Origin of the sequence: Staphylococcus americanisciuri, assembly GCF_024814435.1 — a bacterium.
In the GTDB taxonomy this organism is placed as follows: domain Bacteria; phylum Bacillota; class Bacilli; order Staphylococcales; family Staphylococcaceae; genus Staphylococcus; species Staphylococcus americanisciuri.
In genome coordinates, this window is the sequence record NZ_JANUXY010000008.1 from 44,648 (window position 1) to 67,848 (window position 23,201).

28 protein-coding genes are annotated in these 23,201 nt (G+C 33.9%); 8 read left to right on the forward strand and 20 right to left on the reverse strand.

The window, feature by feature from the left end:
* Nucleotides 1-6: 6 nt before the first annotated feature.
* The 5 genes from NXS11_RS11120 to NXS11_RS08420 form a co-directional block, all read right to left on the reverse strand.
* Nucleotides 7-147, reverse strand: a complete 141-nt coding sequence (locus tag NXS11_RS11120; RefSeq protein ID WP_373319399.1) for a S8 family serine peptidase — start codon at nucleotides 145-147, stop codon at nucleotides 7-9.
* Nucleotides 148-431: 284 nt separating this feature from the next.
* The gene (locus NXS11_RS08405) at nucleotides 432-734 is read right to left on the reverse strand and encodes a hypothetical protein (RefSeq protein WP_259200511.1); all 303 of its coding nucleotides are present in this window, start codon (nucleotides 732-734) and stop codon (nucleotides 432-434) included.
* A 4-nt stretch (nucleotides 735-738) separates the two neighbouring features.
* Nucleotides 739-2,130, reverse strand: a complete 1,392-nt coding sequence (locus NXS11_RS08410) for a sensor histidine kinase (RefSeq protein ID WP_259200514.1) — start codon at nucleotides 2,128-2,130, stop codon at nucleotides 739-741.
* Nucleotides 2,120-2,809 (reverse strand): response regulator transcription factor, encoded by a 690-nt coding sequence (locus tag NXS11_RS08415; protein WP_259200517.1) that lies wholly within the window; start codon nucleotides 2,807-2,809, stop codon nucleotides 2,120-2,122. Before NXS11_RS08415 ends, NXS11_RS08410 begins: the two co-directional genes overlap by 11 nt.
* Nucleotides 2,810-3,144: 335 nt before the next feature.
* The gene (locus NXS11_RS08420) at nucleotides 3,145-3,273 is read right to left on the reverse strand and encodes a hypothetical protein (protein ID WP_259200519.1); all 129 of its coding nucleotides are present in this window, start codon (nucleotides 3,271-3,273) and stop codon (nucleotides 3,145-3,147) included.
* Nucleotides 3,274-3,467: 194 nt separating this feature from the next.
* Between NXS11_RS08420 and NXS11_RS08425 the strand changes: the two genes are divergently transcribed.
* From NXS11_RS08425 to NXS11_RS08435, 3 genes are read left to right on the forward strand one after another with little or no spacing between them, the layout of a single operon-like run.
* Complete coding sequence (locus tag NXS11_RS08425; protein WP_259200521.1) at nucleotides 3,468-4,169, forward strand: ATP-binding cassette domain-containing protein; 702 nt, start codon at nucleotides 3,468-3,470, stop codon at nucleotides 4,167-4,169.
* The gene (locus NXS11_RS11125) at nucleotides 4,162-4,908 is read left to right on the forward strand and encodes a lantibiotic immunity ABC transporter MutE/EpiE family permease subunit (RefSeq protein ID WP_373319400.1); all 747 of its coding nucleotides are present in this window, start codon (nucleotides 4,162-4,164) and stop codon (nucleotides 4,906-4,908) included. Before NXS11_RS08425 ends, NXS11_RS11125 begins: the two co-directional genes overlap by 8 nt.
* Nucleotides 4,905-5,642, forward strand: a complete 738-nt coding sequence (locus NXS11_RS08435) for an ABC transporter permease (protein ID WP_259200524.1) — start codon at nucleotides 4,905-4,907, stop codon at nucleotides 5,640-5,642. The genes NXS11_RS11125 and NXS11_RS08435 overlap by 4 nt, the downstream gene beginning before the upstream one ends.
* A 502-nt stretch (nucleotides 5,643-6,144) precedes the next feature.
* Here the strand turns inward: NXS11_RS08435 and NXS11_RS08440 are convergent.
* The 3 genes from NXS11_RS08440 to NXS11_RS08450 form a co-directional block, all read right to left on the reverse strand.
* On the reverse strand, nucleotides 6,145-6,546 hold the full coding sequence (locus NXS11_RS08440; protein ID WP_259200525.1) for a hypothetical protein: 402 nt from the start codon (nucleotides 6,544-6,546) through the stop codon (nucleotides 6,145-6,147).
* A gap of 379 nt (nucleotides 6,547-6,925) precedes the next feature.
* Nucleotides 6,926-7,966, reverse strand: a complete 1,041-nt coding sequence (pglS, locus tag NXS11_RS08445) for a 6-phosphogluconolactonase (RefSeq protein WP_259200527.1) — start codon at nucleotides 7,964-7,966, stop codon at nucleotides 6,926-6,928.
* A gap of 72 nt (nucleotides 7,967-8,038) precedes the next feature.
* Entirely contained in the window at nucleotides 8,039-8,212 is a 174-nt protein-coding gene (locus NXS11_RS08450) for a hypothetical protein (protein WP_259200529.1), read from the reverse strand.
* Nucleotides 8,213-8,398: 186 nt separating this feature from the next.
* Here NXS11_RS08450 and NXS11_RS08455 point away from each other — a divergent pair, with 186 nt between their 5' ends.
* Both NXS11_RS08455 and NXS11_RS08460 read left to right on the forward strand, forming a co-directional pair.
* Entirely contained in the window at nucleotides 8,399-8,788 is a 390-nt protein-coding gene (locus NXS11_RS08455) for a hypothetical protein (RefSeq protein WP_259200530.1), read from the forward strand.
* A gap of 417 nt (nucleotides 8,789-9,205) precedes the next feature.
* Nucleotides 9,206-9,388 (forward strand): hypothetical protein, encoded by a 183-nt coding sequence (locus NXS11_RS08460; RefSeq protein WP_259200532.1) that lies wholly within the window; start codon nucleotides 9,206-9,208, stop codon nucleotides 9,386-9,388.
* A gap of 439 nt (nucleotides 9,389-9,827) precedes the next feature.
* On the opposite strand, the gene NXS11_RS08465 is transcribed toward NXS11_RS08460, so the two are convergent.
* The 12 genes from NXS11_RS08465 to NXS11_RS08520 all read right to left on the reverse strand — a co-directional run bounded on the left by NXS11_RS08465 (nucleotide 9,828) and on the right by NXS11_RS08520 (nucleotide 19,870).
* The gene (locus tag NXS11_RS08465) at nucleotides 9,828-10,577 is read right to left on the reverse strand and encodes a DUF4097 family beta strand repeat-containing protein (RefSeq protein WP_259200533.1); all 750 of its coding nucleotides are present in this window, start codon (nucleotides 10,575-10,577) and stop codon (nucleotides 9,828-9,830) included.
* A 98-nt stretch (nucleotides 10,578-10,675) separates the two neighbouring features.
* Nucleotides 10,676-11,233, reverse strand: a complete 558-nt coding sequence (locus NXS11_RS08470) for an HAAS signaling domain-containing protein (protein WP_259200534.1) — start codon at nucleotides 11,231-11,233, stop codon at nucleotides 10,676-10,678.
* Nucleotides 11,234-11,409: 176 nt separating this feature from the next.
* Nucleotides 11,410-12,771 carry a gluconate:H+ symporter gene (locus NXS11_RS08475; RefSeq protein ID WP_259200536.1) on the reverse strand — a complete coding sequence of 454 codons (1,362 nt, stop codon included), beginning with the start codon at nucleotides 12,769-12,771 and terminating at the stop codon, nucleotides 11,410-11,412.
* Nucleotides 12,772-12,780: 9 nt separating this feature from the next.
* Nucleotides 12,781-14,331, reverse strand: coding sequence for a gluconokinase (gene gntK / locus NXS11_RS08480; RefSeq protein ID WP_259200538.1), 1,551 nt, complete (start codon nucleotides 14,329-14,331; stop codon nucleotides 12,781-12,783).
* Nucleotides 14,332-14,343: 12 nt separating this feature from the next.
* Complete coding sequence (locus NXS11_RS08485) at nucleotides 14,344-15,027, reverse strand: GntR family transcriptional regulator (protein ID WP_259200539.1); 684 nt, start codon at nucleotides 15,025-15,027, stop codon at nucleotides 14,344-14,346.
* A 367-nt stretch (nucleotides 15,028-15,394) separates the two neighbouring features.
* On the reverse strand, nucleotides 15,395-16,123 hold the full coding sequence (pmtD, locus tag NXS11_RS08490) for a phenol-soluble modulin export ABC transporter permease subunit PmtD (protein WP_259200540.1): 729 nt from the start codon (nucleotides 16,121-16,123) through the stop codon (nucleotides 15,395-15,397).
* Nucleotides 16,120-16,995, reverse strand: a complete 876-nt coding sequence (pmtC, locus tag NXS11_RS08495) for a phenol-soluble modulin export ABC transporter ATP-binding protein PmtC (RefSeq protein WP_259200541.1) — start codon at nucleotides 16,993-16,995, stop codon at nucleotides 16,120-16,122. Before pmtC ends, pmtD begins: the two co-directional genes overlap by 4 nt.
* 14 nt (nucleotides 16,996-17,009) lie before the next feature.
* A complete protein-coding gene (pmtB, locus tag NXS11_RS08500) occupies nucleotides 17,010-17,660 on the reverse strand; it encodes a phenol-soluble modulin export ABC transporter permease subunit PmtB (protein WP_259200542.1) in 651 nt (216 codons plus the stop codon).
* 18 nt (nucleotides 17,661-17,678) lie between these two features.
* Nucleotides 17,679-18,170 carry a hypothetical protein gene (locus tag NXS11_RS08505; RefSeq protein WP_259200544.1) on the reverse strand — a complete coding sequence of 164 codons (492 nt, stop codon included), beginning with the start codon at nucleotides 18,168-18,170 and terminating at the stop codon, nucleotides 17,679-17,681.
* A 106-nt stretch (nucleotides 18,171-18,276) separates the two neighbouring features.
* A complete protein-coding gene (gene pmtA, locus NXS11_RS08510) occupies nucleotides 18,277-19,173 on the reverse strand; it encodes a phenol-soluble modulin export ABC transporter ATP-binding protein PmtA (protein WP_259200546.1) in 897 nt (298 codons plus the stop codon).
* On the reverse strand, nucleotides 19,173-19,550 hold the full coding sequence (gene pmtR, locus NXS11_RS08515) for a PSM export ABC transporter transcriptional regulator PmtR (protein ID WP_259200548.1): 378 nt from the start codon (nucleotides 19,548-19,550) through the stop codon (nucleotides 19,173-19,175). Before pmtR ends, pmtA begins: the two co-directional genes overlap by 1 nt.
* 146 nt (nucleotides 19,551-19,696) lie before the next feature.
* Nucleotides 19,697-19,870 carry an SE1626 family protein gene (locus NXS11_RS08520; protein ID WP_259200550.1) on the reverse strand — a complete coding sequence of 58 codons (174 nt, stop codon included), beginning with the start codon at nucleotides 19,868-19,870 and terminating at the stop codon, nucleotides 19,697-19,699.
* A 169-nt stretch (nucleotides 19,871-20,039) separates the two neighbouring features.
* Between NXS11_RS08520 and NXS11_RS08525 the strand changes: the two genes are divergently transcribed.
* The 3 genes from NXS11_RS08525 to NXS11_RS08535 all read left to right on the forward strand — a co-directional run bounded on the left by NXS11_RS08525 (nucleotide 20,040) and on the right by NXS11_RS08535 (nucleotide 23,108).
* Entirely contained in the window at nucleotides 20,040-21,329 is a 1,290-nt protein-coding gene (locus NXS11_RS08525; RefSeq protein ID WP_259200552.1) for an aminotransferase class I/II-fold pyridoxal phosphate-dependent enzyme, read from the forward strand.
* An 89-nt stretch (nucleotides 21,330-21,418) separates the two neighbouring features.
* A complete protein-coding gene (locus NXS11_RS08530; RefSeq protein ID WP_259200553.1) occupies nucleotides 21,419-21,931 on the forward strand; it encodes a methylated-DNA--[protein]-cysteine S-methyltransferase in 513 nt (170 codons plus the stop codon).
* A 226-nt stretch (nucleotides 21,932-22,157) separates the two neighbouring features.
* Nucleotides 22,158-23,108: a glycosyltransferase family 2 protein gene (locus tag NXS11_RS08535; protein WP_259200554.1), complete on the forward strand. Its 951-nt coding sequence runs from the start codon at nucleotides 22,158-22,160 to the stop codon at nucleotides 23,106-23,108.
* Nucleotides 23,109-23,201 lie beyond the last annotated feature (93 nt).

Genomic DNA, 23,201 nt, shown 5'->3' on the forward strand with positions numbered 1-23,201 from the left:
TTAAATTTATAACATCGCACCATCATTAGCAGCTGTTATTATAGCTTTTATAATCCATGATGATTTAGCCGATTTAGTGCCAAATACCCTATACGATGAAATACCAATATTAGGTGCAACCCCCTTCATATTACCATTTGCAGCCACTTAACCAGCAACAAGAGTACCATGACCTAATTTATCTGTTAAATCATTTATATTACCACTCTCGTCACTTTCTTGACCATCAATACCTTTTTAGGAACAAAACTTTTACCATATAGAAAGTTCTCTTTAAGATCTTGATGCTCACTATATATTCCAGAATCTATAATTGCTACTATCGTATTCTTATTTCCCTCTGTAATAGCGTATGATTCACCATTATGAGTCACTAATTTCATATCCCATTGCAAATCCCAAGCTTTCGGTAATAATGATTTAACATCATTTCAACTAACTTTCGGAGGTGTAACCATTGACGTCGTATTATATGATTGAACAAATGGTAAATTCTCTATTTTCTTAGCTTTGTTTTCAGTAGTTATTACATCTACTAAGTTTACCTCTTTTATAGAAGTTTCAATTTTATTATTACTAATTTTTTCTATATCTTTTAATTTTTCTTTCCACTCTATATTATTTTCCAACAAAAACGTATAACTTTTTTCCCTAGGAATTTCTTGACCATGGCCATATAAAGGCACTGACCCAAATAAAATAAATATGACCGTTAAAAGTGAAAATTTTTTCATTTCTTCACCTTTTATTTTCTGGATTATTTTCCCCTCTAAAAAAGATGGTTACACATGCTTTATTTTCCTTATTTTCTATAAATAATTCGGAATTCATTTTTTTCAACATAATATTAGACATATACAACCCTAGTCCAAAATGGTTTTTATCTCTCTCATTTTTTTTTGAATAGAACGGGATAAATTCTTGTCTCAAATAGTCATCAGGAAACTGAGAACCGGTATTTGCTATTTGTAAAGATATTTTATTATCGTATGATTTCAAGTCTATTTGTAGTTCACCACTCACATCTATATGCTCTAATGCGTTAGAAATAATATTTTGTAGCACTCTGTTTAGCATCATATTATCACCATTTACATAGTAATTTTCATTACTATAAAGAAATTTTACCTGTGCATTTTTTTTCTCAATCAAAGACTGAAATTCTTTCAATTGATAAAATATTACATCCTGTATATTTATAGGTTCTATTGTACTCGAGTAGTTGTGTAGATTTAATTTTGATATTGTTAATAATTCAGTAAGTAAATTATCTATTCTAGAAATCTCTGATAATATAATGTTGGAACGAGACTGAATATTTATATTTTGGCACTCAGATAACATAATCATTTCCGTTTCAGCGCTTATAATTGTTAACGGCGTTTTTATGTCATGCGCAACAGAGGAAAATAAATTGTTTTGTACCTCTATTTTTTCTACTTGCTTATCTAAAAGAATTTTTAATTTATCTTTCATTAAATTAATTCTATTTGCTAATTCTTGAAACTCCTCTTCTTTAAATTCTCTCAAATTCTTATCAAAAATCCCTTTTTCTATATACTTTAGATAGGATGTCACTTCATAAAAGTTACTACTTATTTCTCTATACAATCGCGAAGTATAATACACTAGAAATACAGTGAACCAAAATACTGGAGTAATTAATAACAAATTTTGAGCAATACTATTAAATTTATCTACGTACATATTTCCTGTTGAAAATGCGGGGTAAATAGCAATTATTTTTATTTCATTATCTAAAATTTCCACTTTATATTTTATGTTTTTATCAACAAAGGAATTCGATGTCCCAATTTTTTCTAGTTCCTTATGACTCTTTATTCCATAACCCTTACTATTTTTAATTAATTTGTTTTTGTAATAAATAGCATAGATGAACTTAGAATCTTCTTGTTTTATTTTTATTTCTTCATTTCGTCTGATAAGATCTTTATTTTTTTCAACTTCTTTTTTAATATTTTCATAATGTATCCGCTCATAATAATCTCTCGGGTAAATATTAACCCATAAAACCCATAATAGTATAGATATAACTATTGATATTAATGTCATTATTACGATTTTTATTGTATTAAAAATAAATAGTTTTCTTAAAGATCTATTTTTCATTCTTTGCCTCCCATAAATAGCCAAATCCATATTTAGTTTGAATATATGTCATATTGGGATCGGATACTAATAACTTTCTTCTTATTTTTTTTATATGCTCTGTAACAGTGCTTATATTACTTTCATTATTATATCCCCATATACTTTCGAATAATAATTCTTTGCTAATTGATTGCCTTTTATTTCTTACCAATTTTTCAATTATCAAATACTCTTTTTTAGTAAATTCACATACCTTACCATTAACCATTATTTCTTTTTTTTCAGTATTGATAACTAAATTTCCAGTGATTAACTTTGTTCCTTTTGAGTAATTAGTTCTTTTTTCTCTTCTTAAATGAACATCGACTTTAACTTTTAGTTGCCTTAAACTAAATGGCTTAGTTATATAGTCATCTACACCACATTCCAAAGCATTAATTATGTCATCCTCTAACCCTAAAGCACTCACAAAAATAATTGGAATATTCGTGTTATCTCTTATTTTTTTACATATATCAATACCATTAATATCAGGCAACATAACATCTAAAAGTATCAAATCAATTTTTTTACTTTTATACTTACAAAATTCCTCAAATGAATGTGCTATAGTCAATTTGTAACCAAATGACTCTAAATACTCAGATACAACACTCGAAATTCTATCATCATCTTCAACATAAATAATATTACTCATTATTAAGCGGCTGAGACATAACTAATTAGTGTAGGATCCAATCAAATATATCCAAAAGAAGAAATTTTGATAGAACTGCTCAAATTCAGCAACTTGAGAAATTGATTTCGTTTATCATCCAGTTCTAATCAAAACGCCGGTCTCTTTTATCTCAACCTCCACCTCCTCTGTTATATTTAAGATAAAATAAAGAGTCTAATTTAACAATAATGGTATGTCTCAATCATTAAATTTTTTCTTCTAAGGTTAGTAAATCTAATGATATGCTAGTTGCTCCATCTAAAAGTCCAATTGTATTAATATTCTTTTTACTTTCACCTAGAATACTTTCAATATTAAAAAACAAAAGGGATTTCATCATCATAATATGTCCAACCAATATCTTTTATTCTTTTAGCTTCTTCCTCACTGTTAGAATTATCACTAGTTCTTAAATCCAAATCAAAATCGTCATACTTTGGCATCATTCTCTTCTCCTTTAATTTTTTTGTAATCGATTACAGTTTAAGAATAATATTTGAATATAAACTTTTTATAAAGTAATTGCGAATTTTTCGAAAATATACAATGAATTCCTATATTTTCTTATCAATTTATAAATTCTTTATTTTTCTACTTTAAAGTGAATATTACCAAAATAGAAATGAGGGGAATTTTTATGCGATATATATTAGAAGCAAAAAATATTTCAAAACAATATGGCAAAGAACTCGTCGTAAACAATGTTAATATTCATGTAGAAGAGAACACCATATATGGTTTAGTAGGACCTAATGGTGCAGGTAAGTCTACTATCTTAAAAATGATAACAGGCAATACTAAACACACACACGGCAGCATTCTCTACATGGGAAAACAAAATATTAAAACTATAACTATTGGATCATTAATTGAAGAGCCTGCTATTTATAAAAACTTAACTGCCGAGGAAAATCTAATGGTTTTTGCAAAACTTTTTAACGTCCCATTAAACAGAATTCAAGAAGTTTTAAAAATAGTTAATTTAAAAAACACTAAAAATAAAAAGACTGCTCAATTTTCATTAGGAATGAAACAGAGATTGGGTATCGCTATGGCATTGTTAACTAGTCCTAAATTATTAGTTTTAGATGAGCCAACAAATGGGTTAGATCCAGTTGGAATTAAAGAATTACGAGAACTCATAAAATCTTTTCCAGAAATCGGAATAACAGTTATCGTATCCAGCCATAATTTAGCAGAAATTCAGCATATGACAAAATTCGTTGGTATTCTCAATCAAGGTACCCTAAAATACGAGGGTCAAATCCCAGAGAATTTAGACTTAGAAAACTTCTTCCTAAATATATTGTACGGAGAGGCGTGTGAAAATAATGTTTAACTATATTTTTGTAGAGCATTTAAAAGGGAAAAGAACCTTTAGTCATAAATTCATCATTATCTATCCTTTACTAATTTCTCTTTTGTGTATTCCGTTTACTAAATTAATGTATTCAGATATAAATTATTTTGTTCCGTTAATTTATAATTGGTGGCCGACTTTATTCCTTCCGATTGGTTTAAGTGTATTGGTTTATCAAAGTTTAGATAAAGAAGTCAAAGCATCTTCGGACAAGTATTTCTTTTTATTAGATACACGGCTAATCTGGTTATCAAAAATTTTGCTAATATCTGTTTATTCTTTGATTGGAAATTTAAATATAGCTATATTTTCAATTATTATCCAGTTTGTACTATACGGTGCTAATGTTCAGATACTTAACATTTTATTTGCATCTTTAGTCTTATGGATTACAACACTATTTATTATTCCGTTGTCGATGATGATTGGCAGATTATTTAGACCACTATCCATAATTATTTTTAACGTTATTGGTATGTGTGTATCAATGTTTACTGTATCAAATTCATACTGGTACTTCATACCTTGGTCTTGGTCTCTAAGAATCATAACACCAATTGTCAAAACCAGACCAAACGGCACTTTATTACCCGAGAATGATGTTCTAAATGATACAACAATCATTTTACCTGGTTGCTTTCTCGCAATTTTCGCTTTTTCCATACTAACAATTGCTGCAATCATGTTATTAAAAGGGAAACGAGGAGATCAATCATGATTAACTATTCAATACACGCAGAATATCTTAAAATAAAAAGATCTTCCTTTAAAAGATTTCTAATTATTTTTCCAATATCATTTAATATTTTGATACTAGGCTATATATTTTTAACAAAGCAAAGTATAACTAACGATAAGTTTTTTTTTAATTACTTTTCAATACTAACTTTCTTACTCCCAGCAGTAGTATGCTTTTTAATGACGTTATTATGGGATATCGAAAAAGAACCTAGTAATCTAAAAAATATTTTGGGTTTAGGTGGCTACCATCAAAAGTTAATAAGTTTAAAATTTATTTTTGCATTTCTTACTATTACTTTGATGTATTTAGTAAACCTATTTTTTACTATTATTATTTTTATTATATTGAAAACCGGTATTGATGTTATCGTACATTTCATATTTGGCTATCTCATTTGTTGGGCACTATTCTTAACCACTTTTGTAATATTTTATTTTATGAACATCCTTTTTAGTTTTACGACCATGATGCTTATAGCCGCTACTGGATCACTATTAACTGCAATTGTAGGATTGACATCTTTAGGAAATAGTTTTTGGTTGCTTGTTCCATTTTCTTGGTCTTCTAGAATGACAACGTTGTTAGCTAATAACGATCACGTAATCCCAATAATTATTGCAAATAAAATATTAATTATTATTTTAGTGTTGAGTGCTATACCATCATATTACCTTTTAAAATCAATAACATTATTTATCATAAGAAGATAGAATATAATAAAGTCCTGATTAATCAATTGATACGCTTAATCAGGACTTTTCCTTGATAGTGCTATATTCATTGTCTTTGTCATTTATAAAATCTAAAAAAAGTTAACAATATTATCTAGTATACTAATAACGAGCATTACTTTTTGTTTCTCTAATATATCAAACAGTAATTCATATACTGGTGCTAATAAAATAACTGTGAAGAAACTGAACCAGACATTTTGAAAGACGCTGATACGACTAGTTAATACTGTGATCATCCATGACAATAGATTGAAGACAAAAGATACCTCGTGCTTACTCCCTATCCAACTGACAAGTGAAACAATGATATTCAAAAAGCGCCCAATCACAAAGGACTGTACGCTAAATGATAACAGCAACTTAGCTGGAACTATATGATAAATAAAACTAGGTACTTATTATTATCTTTCCATCTCAAAAGCTGAACATCCTGAGAAATTGAGCTTCCTGTTCTGCTCCCGGCTTTTAATTTAACTCATTAAAAGAATTTCAACATATTAATAATAGTATTCAGTAATATAACAATCAGCACTATAATTAAAGCTTTTCTCTTTTCTATTATTGAATAAAAGACAAGTAACATTCCATATAAAACAGCTGAAATTAACATTGAAAACATGTTTATCCATATATTTTGTGAGACACTTATTCCATTATTTAAGTATGTAACCAAAGCTATGACAATTGAACTTGGAAGAATTGATAATGTAAATAAAAATAAATTAAATCCAATAGAAAACGACCGCTGTACGCCGATAAATCCTACTATAAATTTATAAATTATGGATTGAAAAAAGACTAAGAACACCCCAAAAACAATCATCACAATATTCATCCAAAACAATGCTACATCAGCATCTAAATGTATATCTCCTGGCATATTATTGATCTGTGATTGTAAAATGGATCTCGTTGATATTTGAATTGTAACTGTATAAACAACTAGTAGAAATATCAGAACTAGTACTTGATATTTAGATAACTTCATTTTCATCATTATCAAAATCCTTTCTTTTTTAGAAAATTACAACTTCTATAATTAATGTTATCGTTTTCAAAAAACATAGTCAACTTTGTTTATTATTATTAGTTTATTTTTAGATTTATTTTATAAAAATGCAACTTCGAAATTGATGTATCAAACACGTAGTATCGTTGTAATACCAGTAGGGACATAAAAATTTTTGATAACAGAAAATGGCGCCATATAAAAAGCCACGAAGCAGCATGTACAAAACAGCGCTCCGTGGCTATTATCATTATTGTTCAAATTTCACACAAACGCCTTCAGCTGCTTGTTGACTATTATCTGTTAACGTTAACAAGCCGGTTGCTTTATCACGTTTGAATACAACAACTTTTGAGTCCCCTTGTTCATGTGCAACAACGAGGTAATCATCTGATGGCGTGATATTGAAATCACGTGGAAATACGTCTCCAGATGGTACGATGTCAACTAATTCAAGTTTGGCACCATCATTTAATACTTTAAAAATCGCAATACTGTCATGACCTCTATTTGAAATATATAAAAATTGTTGATCGTGCGATAAATGAACAGCTGCTAATTTTGTCGGTTGTAAAAAGTCTTTTGGAATCGTTAAATGACGTTCACGTTCTGTAAAACGCCCATCTTCATAGTCCATCACAACTACAGTATTCGACAATTCATTCACGACGTAAGCATAACGACCTGTTTTATGGTAAGCAATATGACGCGGTCCGTCTCCTGGTTGTAGCTGTGTACGATATGCCACATCTAAGCCTTGATTGCCATAGTGGTACGTTACGAGCAAGTCTGCACCTAAATCAACCGCCACAACATATTTTTGTTCCGGTGTTACTTCTATATAATGCACATGTGGTGCTTCTTGTCGAGCAACATTAGGTCCCGGTGTATATTCATGATAGACTTCTTCAATCAGTTTAACAATTTGTTGTTTATCTGCATCGAATTCATAAATACGTGCCAAGCCATCGCCATAAACTGCCTCAAAAGCAAATTCGCCATCTGGTGATACAGATACATAACAAGCTGAACCTTTGACAGATGATAAACAGCGCCCCGTTTCTTCCAAAGTATCATCGGCTTTAATGTTGAATGTGGCTAGACCTGCATTCGTATCATCTTTTGTAATTGCTAGAAGTGTATTTTTAAACTGGCTCAAATATGTTGATGCATTCAACTCAAACGCTGTTTCAACTGTCGTAACTTTCCCAGTTTGTTCGTCTAACTCAAAACGATAAATACCTTTCCCGTCTTTTTTGGTATATGAACCTATGTAACCTTTTGTCGCCATACTATTGCCTCCAATCTTCTATGTTAAAAGGACTGTCATAGAATAGTAAATATCCTACTTCAGTCCCATTAATTATCCGATATTATTTTCAATATCTGACACGATTTCTTTTGTCTTGCTTTCAATTTCTTCAAAGTCTTTCTTGAAAACATACGCTAATACTGCTGCACCTACACCTACTGCTAAAGTAGTAAAGAATGTTAATGCAAAGATAAATTTAAATACGCCTTTGATGAAGTTCCACATTAATAATCACCTCTGTTTACGAAATATATACATTATTATCATAACATAAATAACGTATTTATGTGAACTACTCGCCACTCAGTTAAAGAAATACCCAAAGTACAAACAGTCTAATCAAAAAATATTCAATTATTCAAATAAATATGGTACATTATGATTAAATAATTTAAGAAAGAGGTAAGTTGCATGCCATTCATTTCATTACTCAATTATTGGAAAAACCATGATATTGAGAACGTATCAAACATGATAGATGATCACGTGGCAGCATATTATTTTAACGAATTGGGCGAACCTGTTGCGCTTAACAAGCCTGTGTTGATTGAAATGCTCCGTAAACGTATGAAACAGATTGAAACCGATACACATCTACAGTGGAATTTTGAGGTCGTTCAACGCGCACGCATTCATGACAAACAGCTTGTTATTTTCTATACGTACTCATCTGAAAATCCCAACTATCAAGAGACTGAAAAAACGATGATTATGATGACTTTTAACTCTCGAACTTCTAATAATATCGGTCGAATCAAATCTATTCATATCACACCACACATCAAAGATTTCCACAATTAATCACCTGAGACTTCTCACCGATTTGATACGTGAAATAACTCTATCATATAGTCATGAAAGCAATTGAACAAGATGATTGTCTATAGGCATAGCTATTGATCAACGTATTTTACCTGCATACGATACACATCCATACATCCCTTTTGCCCTAGATGATAATACTCATATCAAAACAACTAGATTACGATGTGAAATTACGGTAAAACCAGTTTTTCACTTTGATTACAGCTTCATACATCATGTGCTTCACACCCCATTTATTTTTATCATTCTTTTAATGATATTAATTATTATAGTGATGGAGAAGTTAGAAAGCCATTAACCTCGCGTTACAACATCGTAACAAATTATGTAGATTAGATTGCAGAGGAGACGTTAAAACATATAGCAAGTCAAATCAGACATATAGAGGGACGCATGATGACTATGCTGTCGCTGTTAGTCATTGGATCAAAAGTACACAAATGCTCAAAAACAGCGAAAAAGAGCGGCTTAAGCGCGTACTATAATTTGATATTGCCATTCAATTTTCAACAATATGCACCATCTATTTGGGATGAAATTCGAGGCATACAAGATGCACTGAATATTCCAACGTAACAAGCCATCTTAAACTTTACATATTATTGTTTTACCACCCTCTCTAATAGTGGTGTAATGCATTTGCAGTCGTGCACAATGATGATGAGCATCCTATCTATACGATAGTCGTTATCGATTGTTTCACCAACTAATGGTAGCTATGTTCAAATTAAGACGATGTCAGGAAATAACAGAAGTCGGAATGAATATAAACTTGGACTTGTAATGACATAATCTTTATGCATCGTAAAAGCTCATAAATGGTTATGGGTGTTATATAGCTGGCTCTCTATCTTAAAATATTATCGTCATATCGGCAAAAAGTATGCCTCATCACAGCTCTTTCAGCTATATGGTTATGGGTGCTACTGATACCCACTCCCTCACAACAAACTGAAAATTGACTCAACAAAAAGCCACCAAAACGGACGATTGTGCACGCTTGATGGCTTTTTTATTATGGATTGATGACAATATTGCCATCATTCGTATACAGTTCAATTTGGTGCTTCCCTTTTCCATTAACGCCTTCTTTTAAATGTCGATGGTTAATGATGGCTTTCCCATTCGATGGGTGGAGGCTTAAGCGCACATTTTGTGGCAATTGGGCATATGACATCTCTATATCCCCTTTATTCACGACACCTTTAAGATCACAATGTGGTGCCATGTTCAACAAGTGCATATCGCCTTCTCCTAATTTGAATAAACTTTTCTGTACTGTTGTATCTTTTGTGTTGATTATGCCTCTCTCGACGTGAATATCACTCTCTGATAATTCACTACAATGAATATTAACAAATGTTTCATAGCCTTTAATCTGCGTGTTTTTAAAATGGCTATTACGAATTCTCACTTGTCCATTCAAATCATTCCAAAGCATCACGTTATCTAACTTAATCCCTTCTAATGCAATATTAGCAATACGTGTTGTCACATTTAAGTTTTGAATCGAGTGAGCGGGAATCGTCACAGTAAGGTGTCCTTCTTTCGATGCAAAAGGATTCAAATTAAGCATTTTGCGCTTGGATAACATTTGCTCAGTAAGTTGCAATGTATGACCTTGACGTGTCACATTAAGCTTGTCCTTGCCTTTGTAACTTAAATTCAAGTGTTCACCTGATTTGAAAGTCACATTGATGTTGTCCGTGTTCACCACAAGCTGCTCGATATGTGCTGCATCAAAAGTTTGATTTAGTTGCGTCATCTCGGTTTTTCGATCCTCTATAAAAAACCACACAACTGTTCCTAAAATAAAAAAAACAATGAAACATCCCATGCCAAATATAAATAGTTTCTTCATTTTTACATTGTTCCTTTTTTAATAAAATTAACATTCCACTTCATATAGCGTATTAGTAAATGACGAATCGCTATGAGTAACTTGATAATAATCACTAAAAACATTGTCCCCAATCCAAGGTATGCAAAGCTGAATAGATAATTACTAAGTGAAAAATTTTGAATGCCCGCCCACATATTCCAAATAAACAATATTAAAGGTGCTAGTATCATCCCTAATGAGACAAAAGTCGCTGCTGCCATAACGATTAACACAATGGTCAATGGAATGAGTATAAAACAAAGCGTTATAATACTCACACCTACTGTCGCAACAACTGCTCGCATCATATGCGGGATATTAGGTCTTCTCTCTGCATCATTAAGTGCGTATTTCGCATACTTTCGTTTAGCGATTTGTTTTGGGGAATCTAACGCCGCAACAATTGCTTTATCCGAATGTCCTTTTTGCGCTTCTTGATAAAAATGATTTTCATACTTCGTCATTACTTCATCAATTTTATCTTGTGGCAACTTATGTAATTGATATTCTAATTCATTCAAAAAAGTAATTTTATCCATTTTTTACACCTAGTTTAATTATATAAATTTATATTCCATTATAATTACTAGGAACACGAATTAAAATATCTAAGTCACATTTGTATTGTAAATGTCATATAATTAATTGTTTGTAATATAGAAAAACATACTAAGATTACGCTACTACTAACCTTAGCATGTTGTTTTTTGATCATTTAAACAAATAAGCTCAAGAAATAAACAAATACAAGACCGCTGACTGAGATGATAGTTTCAACTAATGACCATGTTAAGAATGTTTCCTTAATCGTTAAGCCGAAGTATTCTTTAAACATCCAGAAACCAGCGTCATTGACATGTGAACAGAAGACACTTCCTGCACCGATAGCTAATACGACAAGTGCTAAGTTCACATCCACTGTTTGTAATAAAGGTAATACGATACCTGTTGTTGAGATGGCTGCAACAGTCGCTGATCCTAATGCTAAACGCAGAACAGCTGCAACGAGCCATGCGAGTAATAATGGAGAGATATGTGAACCTGTAAAAAATGTCTCAATACTTTTACCAACGCCACCATCAATTAAAATTTGTTTGAAGGCACCGCCTCCACCAATGATTAAGATCATCATACCGATTGGGTAAATCGCCTGTGTCAATGTATCCATTACATCTTTCATTGCGATACCACGCATTAATCCCATACTGAAAATCGCAAAGAGTACTGCGACTAACATTGCTGTTCCGGCTGTTCCAATAAAATAAATGAAGCTTTCAAAAGCATTTGTTGCGCCATCTGTATGGCCAGTAACAAGTTGCCATACCGTCGCAAACAACATCAAAATAACTGGTAATAATGCTGTAAATGTACTCAATCCAAAGCTAGGTAATGCATCTCTTTCAAATGTTTTGCTTGCACCTAATGTTGAGATATCACCTTCCCGATTGAACGCTGTTGGAGATAATTTAGGTGCAATTTTCACGAATAATGGACCGGCAAGTAATGTAACAGGAACGGCAATAATGAAACCGTATAATAACACTTCACCAATACTCGCATTTAATTCTGTCGCGATAACAACAGGACCTGGATGTGGCGGTAAAAATCCATGTGTTACTGATAATGCTGTCACCATTGGTAAGCCAATTTTTAACTGTGACATGTTCATACGCTTTGCAATTGTAAATACAAGTGGAATTAATAAGACAAGTCCCACTTCAAAAAAGAGTGCCACACCAATAATAAATGATGCGATGACCATTGCCCATTGTACGTAACGTTCACCTAATCGCTTGATCAGTGTATCTGCAATTTGTGTTGCACCGCCACCATCAGCAAGTAGTTTCCCCAACATAGCACCTAGTCCAAAAATCAATGCGATATGTCCTAATGTACCGCCCATTCCAGTTTCAATCGTTTTAATAATACTGTCGAATGGCATGCCCAGAAACAGCCCTGTCACAATTGCTGTTACGATTAATGACACAAATGTATTTAATTTAAATGCCATAATCAATACAAGTAAAACTAAAATCCCTAATACAACACTTATAATCGGCCAAAATTCATGTATCATGTTATCCCTCTATTCTTCAACTTTATAATACGTTCTTTGAAATTTTGCAATCGACTCGTAAGATGCCACCAAATCGCGACTCACTTGAATAAAAATAGATGCCAGTTCCTGATAGCATTGAACATATTCTTGGTTTGGTTCATGTGCATGTGTTTTCCCTACCCAATCAGCAATCATGCTATAGTCATTATGTTTGCCAATCGCGCGACTCCCAATTGCACATGCACCGAGACACGAGCTTTCATAGCTTTCTGGTACTTCCAACTGACAATCAAAAATATCTGCCATCATTTGACGCCATAATGCACTTTTTGAAAAGCCACCTGTCGCATGAATTTTCGATGGCATCTCGCCCATTACCTCGACTAATGCAAGATAAACCGTGTATAAATTGAATAGAACACCTTCAAGCACTGCACGAATCATATGTTCTTTTTTATGTGCTAACGTCAAACCAATAAATGAACCTCGTGCATCTGATGTCCAAAGTGGCGCACGTTCCCCCGCCAAATATGGATGGAACATCAAACCTTGTGAACCCGGTGCTACCCTCTCCGCAATACGTGTCATGACATCATAGCTATCCATACCTAGTCGCTTCGCTGTTTCAACTTCACTTGCCAATAATTCGTCACGCAACCAACGTAAGACCACACCACCGTTATTTACTGGTCCCCCTATCACGTAATGCGTATCATCAAGTACATAACAGAAAATACGACCTTTACTATCAGTAAGTGGACGATCGACTACCGTTCTTATCGCACCAGATGTTCCAATTGTTACCGCCACTTCACCAGATCGATAACTATTCACACCTAAGTTAGATAACACACCATCACTCGCACCAATGACCAATGGTGTTGTCGGTCTTACACCTATTTGATTCGCCAACCCTGCATCCATCGCCTGACAAATATATTGTGTTGATACAAGCTTAGGTAGTTGCTCTGTCGTCAGTTCAAGTAACGCTAACACTTCAGCATCCCAATCGCGTTCCCATAAGTTATACAATCCCGTTGCAGACGCAATAGATTCGTCCATCACCCATTCACCTGTCAAACGATAAATGATATATGATTTAATATCGACGAAACGTGCTGCTTGTGCGTAAAGTGCTGGCTCATCGTTCTTTAACCACCACATTTTACAGAGCGGGGACATCGCATGAATCGGTGTTCCTGTACGTTCATAAATTTGTTGACCTTGATGATTATTTTTCAAATCTTCAACGGCATAACGTGCACGATTATCCGCCCATGTAATACTATTCGTCAATGGCTTACCTGCTTGATCTACTAAAATTAAACTATGCATTTGTGCACTGAACGCAATCAATGAAATTTGTTCAGGTTGTACACGTTGCTTGCTAATAACGCCTTGTAGTGTATTGACGACCGCATCGAACAATACTTCTGGATTTTCTTCAGATGTATCAATCGTAGGTGTCAACATTTGATACTCTTGTTGTGCTTTATCAATCACAGCACCTTCTTCATCATAGAGCACTGCTTTCGTACTGGTTGTGCCAATGTCTATCCCGATCATATACGCTGTCATATTTTTCTCTCCTTACATTTGATCCGACCAAAATGCACCAATATCGTTATTTAAATCACTAAAGTTCAAACGAAATGCTTCATACATCAACGTGCGATCTTTTTGTTCTATTGCTTCAACGAACTTTTGATGATTCGTGATAATACGTTCAAAATCATCAATATCATGTGTCATACGTTGTAACATACCAATATAGACAAGACATAACATCAATGGCTTCATCTGCATCCATAAGTGCGTCAAATAACTATGTTCACACGCATTGACCATTAATTCATGAAAGGCGATATCATGTTCCGTAAAACTCACAGGATCTTTAAACTTCACACTCACCTTCATCATTTCTAGTGCTTGATACATCGCATGCACAATGGTTGGCAAATCATCGCGTTGAATCACTTTCGTAAAGGCAAACGATTCAACCATTAAGCGCATATCCGTCATTTCTTGTTGCTTCGTTTCATCAAAAGGTAGAACTTCCGCACCCATTCTTTCAAGCTGAATCAAACGATCCTGACTCAAAATCTTAAACGCATCTCGAACCGGTGAACGGCTAACATTGAACTGTTTCGCAATTTGATTTTCTGTAATCACATCTTGTGTGTCATACTCTCCGTTCATCATATTTAAACGCAAACATGCAGCAATCCATTCGCCCTTAGACATCTGTTGCTGCCATTGTTTCGGAAATTCCATGCTTATCACCCCGACTTGTATACAAGTATTCTAATGCAAAAGCGCTTTCTTGTAAACGCTTACCTTCAAATTGTCATAAATTTGAAAGGGAGTGAAACAGGGATTGAGGCATCGTTTATCGATTTTCAAGAGTACAAATTAATGATGGCTCAATCCCGTTGTCTCTTTGTGAAAAGGCTAAGTATGCTTGTTTAATCGTATTTGTATTCGAGTTATCTACTGCTTTTACATGAAACCTTAACTTCCATTGAATGTTTCGATTAATATCCCTCTTCCCCCTCATACTTTGTAATCAATTATAAAAGTTTGTAAAAACATAAAAGCAGCTTTTCCTACCATTTATATTGGTCAGAAAAGCTGTTTGTCATTAAATATCTTTTTTCGTAATTAATAAGGCATTCCCTATCATTAATACTGCAAGTGATGCAATATTAATGAGCCATTGCACATTTGTAAATGTTATGTCATCGCTAAGTGTTTTCTCTGTTAAATAACCAATTGGTATATAACCTAATGCTTCCATAATCTTTTCACCAATTTGTGGAATAAATGGAATAAACGGTGTCACAATTGGATATACGAGCAATAATAAAATACCTAATGAAAATACCAGTGATGATTTTTGCACAAACAAGTTGATTAAGAACAATAATAACCCATAGATTAAAAATAACATGAGATAAAATATGAAAAGTTGCCATGTTACACTTGTTTTAAGACCCATACCATTTATCGACCATTGCACCAAATACGTAACCAATAAGACAACACCTGTGACGATCAAACTAATAAATACAATAGATACTGTTTTCGCAATTAAATAAGACAGACGATTACGTACACTGTTGAGATACAATTGAATCGTGCCTTGTCCACTATCTCTTGTAATAGTCTTAACAACGAAAAGCATTCCAATGATTGAAAAGAACCATTTTAAGACACTTAATATAACATATGCCTCAACATCAATATCTTGAGCAACCATAATCATCGTTATACCCACTGCCGGTGCTGTACCTAACACAATCGCAATATATGTAAGCGGACTTTTTAAAATACTTAAAACATCAAATTTGACGAGTTGCATACTATTCATGATTGATCACCTCGTTTATTAATATTAAAATACGTATCTCTTAATGTGACTTTGCGCGTTTCAATACGTATTGGATAAACGTGTTGTGACGCCAAACCTTTTAACAGTGGTTGGTAACTTTCCTGCAAGCTCAAGATAATCTCGCCCGCTTCTTTATGTGTTTGAACCACTTTAAAATGTGTTGTTAAGTAATTACTTGCCGCTTCAAAGTCTTCTATTGCCACTTGGATAATGGTTTGATCCTTGACTTTTCCACCTGTCATATCAACATCTTGTACAAATTTACCGTCACGTAAGAACACGGCACGATCACAAATCAATTCAATATCTTCTAATTTATGACTTGAAATTAATACTTTCATATCAAGTTCTTTGACTAATCGTTCAATTGTTTTCAACACATCAATTGAACCATCTGGATCCATACCATTTGTCGGTTCATCTAAAATTAAATACTTGGGCTTACTCATCAACGACACTGCTATCGCAAGTTTTTGTTTCATCCCCATTGAATATTTCTTAACTTTTTTGTCGATGTATGATTCCATACAAAATGCACGAATAATATTTTCTGTATAGGCTTTGTCATAGCCCTTTCCTAACACTTGGGCAAATATCTTCAAATTGCACAAACCTGATTTATGATTATACAATTTCGGATTTTCAATTAAGTAGCCAATCGCCTCTTCTTTCTCAACTTTCACTTCTCCTGAATAATTAATAATATTGCCATTCATTATTTTCATCAAAGTCGTTTTACCAACGCCATTTTTACCAATTAATCCCACAATACGACTATCGTTAAAAGCAAAATCAATGTGATCAATAACGGTATGATTGCCATATTGTTTTGAAATTTGTTTTAATTTCATTACAAAAACCTCCCCTAAGTATTTTTGATACGCAACATTTGAGAAATGTATGTGCCGACTGCTGAGACCACACTCACACCAAAGTAATATAAGTCGAACGGCACATGCGCAAACTGGTTGGGATTGTCATACCAAACCATGCCAATTGCCATTGCAACAATGCCAATAAACAACGGTAGCACGATTAACAGCCCTATGATATAAATGATTACCGAATCACGACGTTTGCGTGACTTTTCACTGGATATCGGAAAATAAATGATAAATGCAAAGAGATTTGTTGCTAGAAAACACCATACAAACTCAAACTGAATCTTGTTTACCTCAATATAATTTTTATTGGCATCATATAGTATAATTAGCAATGCACTAAGTAAAGTGAGGCCTATGACCGTCATGTAGTGTGCATTTAGTAATTGCCGTTTAGATACTGGTAAACTGTGATGAAACAAATACGCTTCATTATGTCCGAAACGGCTATACAGATGATAAGCATGTGCTGTGTTAATAATCGCAATCATAACGACAATCAACCAAATAGGTATCAACCAAAGTTCGTAATCTGCTTTTAAAGCATGATATATTGGATAAAAGACTAATAACACGAGATATAAAATTAACATATTTTTATGCAAATATAAGTTACGTTTCATTAAGTTCAACATGCAATTTCCCCTCGCATCTCAAAGTTTAATTTTGTTTCTATCAAGCCGTCGATAACGCATTAATGTTTTAATCTCATAACTGAATAATGAGACAACTAACAACACCCATGGTAAGATACGTAACCAAAATAGGTCGACACCATTAGACAATGGACCTATTAGACCAGGACCAAGATTGAATACTAAAAACAAACCAATACCATAAGCAACCCATATGTTTAACGCTTCTTCTAGCAAAGTCTTGATGCAAAATGTCGCAATGAAAAATGTTAAACTCAATTGCACTGCTGTAACTTCAAAAAACATCGGAAATGGCACAATCAACCAAACAATTGTGATACTTACAATTTGTATAGCACAAATGAGCCATGTCGATAAGTTGAAACTAGCTAGTAACTTGCGGTCGCTCGTTGGTAAGCTACGAAATGTAATATACGCCTTATTACGATTTAAATACTCACTTATATAAATTGGAAATCCTGATAATGCCAAAATTAACAATTTTATCATTATAAAAAAAAGCTGCGCATCCCAAATATAAGAGCCTATAGCCATAGTGAACCAAATAATATATGTTGCAAACCAGACATATCTTGGCTCATCACTTAACATTAAATTACGCTTTAAAAGTGTCATCATAGTGTATCACACCCTTTCGATTACGCTCATAATGCGCCATAATTTCTTCAATAGTCATCGGCGAAATCGTGACACGTTGACCGAATAACTCATGAAATGTGTGTGCTTCTTTTGTCATACCACTGTACATGCCATCTTTCTCGACACAATGAATCAACAAATTTCGTAACTCATCGTCTAAGTCTGCAACGTCTCCACGTACTAAATGATGCGTCTCTAATAAAACTTCTTTAGATTCATTCACGATAATATGACCGTCTTGTAAGTGCACGATGTAATCTGCAATGCGCTCTAAGTCAGAAATAATATGTGTTGAGAACAGCACGGACTTTTGTTCATCGAGTAGTTCCTCTTGTATAATATCGAGAACTTCATTACGGACAACTGGATCTAATCCTGCAGTGGGTTCATCAAAAATATACAATTCTGCATGATGACTAAGCGCAATGGCTAAAGATAACTTCATTTTCATCCCTGTTGAAAAGTCACGTATTTTTTTGCGATACGGTAAGCCAAATCGTGTTAAATAATTCATAAAGATTTCATGATCCCATTGACTATAAAAAGGTGCAATTAACTTCTCTACTTTTTTGACCGTCCATTTATCATTCAAATATAGTTCTGAATACACAAAACCAATCTTATCTTTAATGCCTACTGGATCCGCACTCATCGGTTGCCCAAATACATTGATTTCCCCTGATGTTGGTTGTAATAAGTCCATAATCATACGAATCGTTGTCGTCTTACCTGAACCATTCGCACCAATAAAGCCTGTCACATACCCTGTCGGCACATTAAAATGGATATCTTCTAACGCAAAGTGTTTCGTTTCATAGTTAACATGTTGCAATTCAATTGCTGTTTCACCCATTACAATTCCTCCTCATATAGCATTTTCACGATGTCTTGAAGTTCTGACAATGACATCCCAATTGTTTTTGATTCTTTCACTAGCGCTTGTGTCAGTTCTTCGATGATAATAAATTGTTTTTCTTTCAAAATAGATGTGTCTTGTTCTCTCACAAATGTGCCCTTCCCACGAATAGACGTTAAATAGCCGTCTTTTTCCAAATCTTCATAAGCGCGTTTCGTCGTAATAACGCTGACACCCAAATTTTTTGCAAGTTCTCTCATTGACGGTAAATTCGCACCTACTGGCAACGTACCTCGCAATATTTGTTCTTTAATTTGTTGCTTAATCTGTTCATAAATGGGTGATGCACTATTATTTTGAAGTAAAATTTTCACATGCACACCTTCCTTTTGTTTGATTGTATATATTGAGTATACACACTATATAATTATATGTAAACCCTTTTTTTTTAATTGTTATAACAACGTCAGAAGCACATCATGTATATCGCAATTGTATACATAATGTGCTTCTTCTTTGATTACTTATACTTTTTTCTATTATTATTGCGACTAATAAATGCACATACCATAAATAAAATAGTGGCACTAAATAATTTAATCGCTGCCGGTTCTTCACCTTGTATTTGAAATATCATGCCAATCACAAAAATAATCGATGCCAATCCGACAAATATTTTTGTAAGATGTTTCATGCTATTCACCTCATATATTTCTTTATTCACTGATACTTTACCATACCACATCATGAATGAAAGGCGATATAAGCTATTTTCACTTTTTTTCATAAGCTTTCTTTAACTTTCAGAGAATTCACGGTATGATAGACTTATAATTTCAAATGTAGAAATGAGGTCAGATTTTATGAACCCTTTAGCACTCACTCTCAACGAACAACTCATGGCACAAAATCCTAACTTACTTGATATGATGTCAGATTTAGGTAAAAACATGTACTATCCAAAAGGCATTTTAACACAATCAGCAGAAGCCAAAGCAACTGACTATAATGCGACAATTGGTATGGCAACGAATCGTGACGGTATGATGTATGCAGATACGTTATACGATATGTTCAATCATCTCTCTCCAGAAGAGGTGTTTGCCTATGCACCGCCACAAGGTTTAGAGGCTTTACGTGATTTATGGCTAAAAAAAGTCCTTGCCGACAATCCTGATCTTCAAGCGGCTCAAATTACACGCCCAATTGTAACGAACGCTTTGACACATGGACTATCCCTCGTTGGTGATATGTTTGTGAACCCTGGTGATACTGTACTACTCCCTGCACATACATGGGGAAACTATAATCTTATATATGGCGTCCGCCATCAAGCAAATATTCAAAAGTATCCAATCTTTGACGAAAATGGTCATTACACAACACAAGGACTGGTTGATACATTACAAGCAGTCAAACAGGACAAGATTATCCTTATCCTAAACTATCCAAATAACCCAACTGGTTATACGCCAACTGTTGATGAAGTACGCACAATTGTGGAAGCAGTGGATGAACTGGCGAAACGTGGCGTTAACGTGATAACAGTTGTCGATGATGCCTACTTCGGCTTATTCTATGAAGATGTATACACGCAATCCATTTTTACTGCGTTAACAAATGTGAACAACCCACATATTCTCCCAATCCGCTTAGACGGTGCGACGAAAGAATTTTTCGCATGGGGCTTCCGTGTTGGCTTTATCACATTTGGTTTATCAGACGCAGCTTCTAAAGAAATCGTTGAAGCGAAAATGAAAGGTCTCATCCGCAGTAACAACTCAAATGGTTCAACACCATCACATTCGGCGGTACGCTATGTCCTTGAAAATCCTGAACAATTCAATAAAGATATTCAAGACAACATTGATACATTAGAAGCGCGTTACCACGTGACAAAAGAAATGGTATATAAAGAAGCCTACCAATCATTATGGCAACCATACGACTTTAACTCCGGTTACTTCATGGCATTACGTGTAAAAGGTATCGACGCTGAAACATTACGTAAACATTTGATTGACCAATATTCAATCGGTATTGTCGCACTTAACAACACAGATATTCGTATCGCCTTTAGCTGTATTGAAAAAGACGATATCCCATATGTTTTTGAAAAAATTGCACAAGGTATTCAAGACTTGCAAAACTAAAACAACATCTAGAGACAGCGTTTGTGACAACAATCGACTGTCTCTTTTTCTCATACTTTACAACAATTAACAGAGGAGACGAGCACAACATGCATTTTTATTATCAACATATCCAAACACCATTAGGTCGTATGACAGCTGTAGTCAATGAACATGCATTGCTGAGCCTATCATTTACAGATTCTAAAGATTATCATACCGCCTGGGAAAAACTCCAACGACAAGGAACGTTGATTCAAACCTCAACACATCCGGTCATTCATCAAATCGCAAACGAACTTGAAGCCTATTTTCATGGGGCTTCTAAGCAGTTTAAAACACCGATTGCCTATGTAGTTGGTACCCCTTTTCAACAAGAGGTTTGGCATGCGTTACAACAACTGTCTTATGGCGAACAAGTGACGTATAGTACGATTGCTAAGGCGATTGGTAAGCCGAAAAGTGTTCGTGCGGTGTCAACGGCTATCGGTCTAAATCCGCTATCGATTATTGTGCCCTGTCATCGAGTGTTGAGAAAAGATGGGCGCCTCGGTGGCTTTAATAGCGGTATCCATCGCAAAAAATATTTACTGACCCTTGAAGGAAGTCATTGGCACGAATAAGAAAAGCGTTGTAAACAATCGTACAAAGTAGCTATACAAAACACAAATTACTTTTACAAGAAAACAAGTAGAGGGTAATACGTACTTTTCATCATTAGCAACATATGCTAATATCAAAGTAGTTATTCACAATATGTATCAATTTTAGATAAAAATAAGTATGATTATCGCACTGTATAATCGAATAACTTAATACCAAAATTATTTAAATAAACTAAGGTGACTTATGACTAAGAAATTATCTATTATCATTCCACTATTCAATCGTGAAAAACCCATTATGCGTTTATTAGAAAAAATTCAGCATCAAACATATGACTTAAACCAAGTAGAAGTTATTGTCTCAGATGATCGTTCAACGGATGGATCATTGGATGCTGCAAAATCATTTATTAACAAAATCCCAAATTTAATCATTCTTGAAAGCGAGATGAATTCTGGCGGTGCGTCTGTGCCAAGAAACAAAGCTTTAGATGTTGCAACAGGTGAATGGGTATTATTTATTGACTCCGATGATTACATTACGGAGCATTCATTAACAGATGCATTAGCTGCTGCAGAAAACTATGGAGATGAGATGGTTTGCTTACCATACTTTAGAGGTGCACATAGTAAGAGACCAATTAGCCGTTCAGCTTTTTCATTTCCTCAAACTATTGGCAACTTAGAATTTGAAAATACAAAGCTTTTTAACTCATTAAATGCCATTGGTAAATTGATTCAACGCCACGTTATTGAGGAAAATAATATTCGATTCCCAGTTGGTATCAAAGTGCGCGAAGATAACTGGTTCATCATGCAAGTCTATAGTGTTATAAAGGGCATTACCATTCTAGGCAACCAGAAAAATTATTACTTCATTGAACAACAAGATAATGTCGCATTAACACATCATTCTAAGACACCACCGAGAGACGCTGTAAAAATCTTTATCGCCGTATATGACTTTATTATGAAGCATCCACAGATTCCACATCCTCGTAAAGTCACATTACTTGCAATCTTTTTAAATCGCTACACAAATATGATTAAGCGTGGTCAATACGCGCCTGTACGCTTCTTTGACCATACAAAAGACACGCTCACAGAAATATTAGATAATAATTATGCGACAGCAGACACAATCGCATTTATCAATAGCTTATTCGCTGGTGACTATGATCAGTACCGTTCATAAATTGAGAAAAACCCACGACCTTCCATTATTGGATTGTTGTGGGTTCTTTTAGCTGTTCAGCTTTTGTGATGGAAAGATATCAACAAACACCTA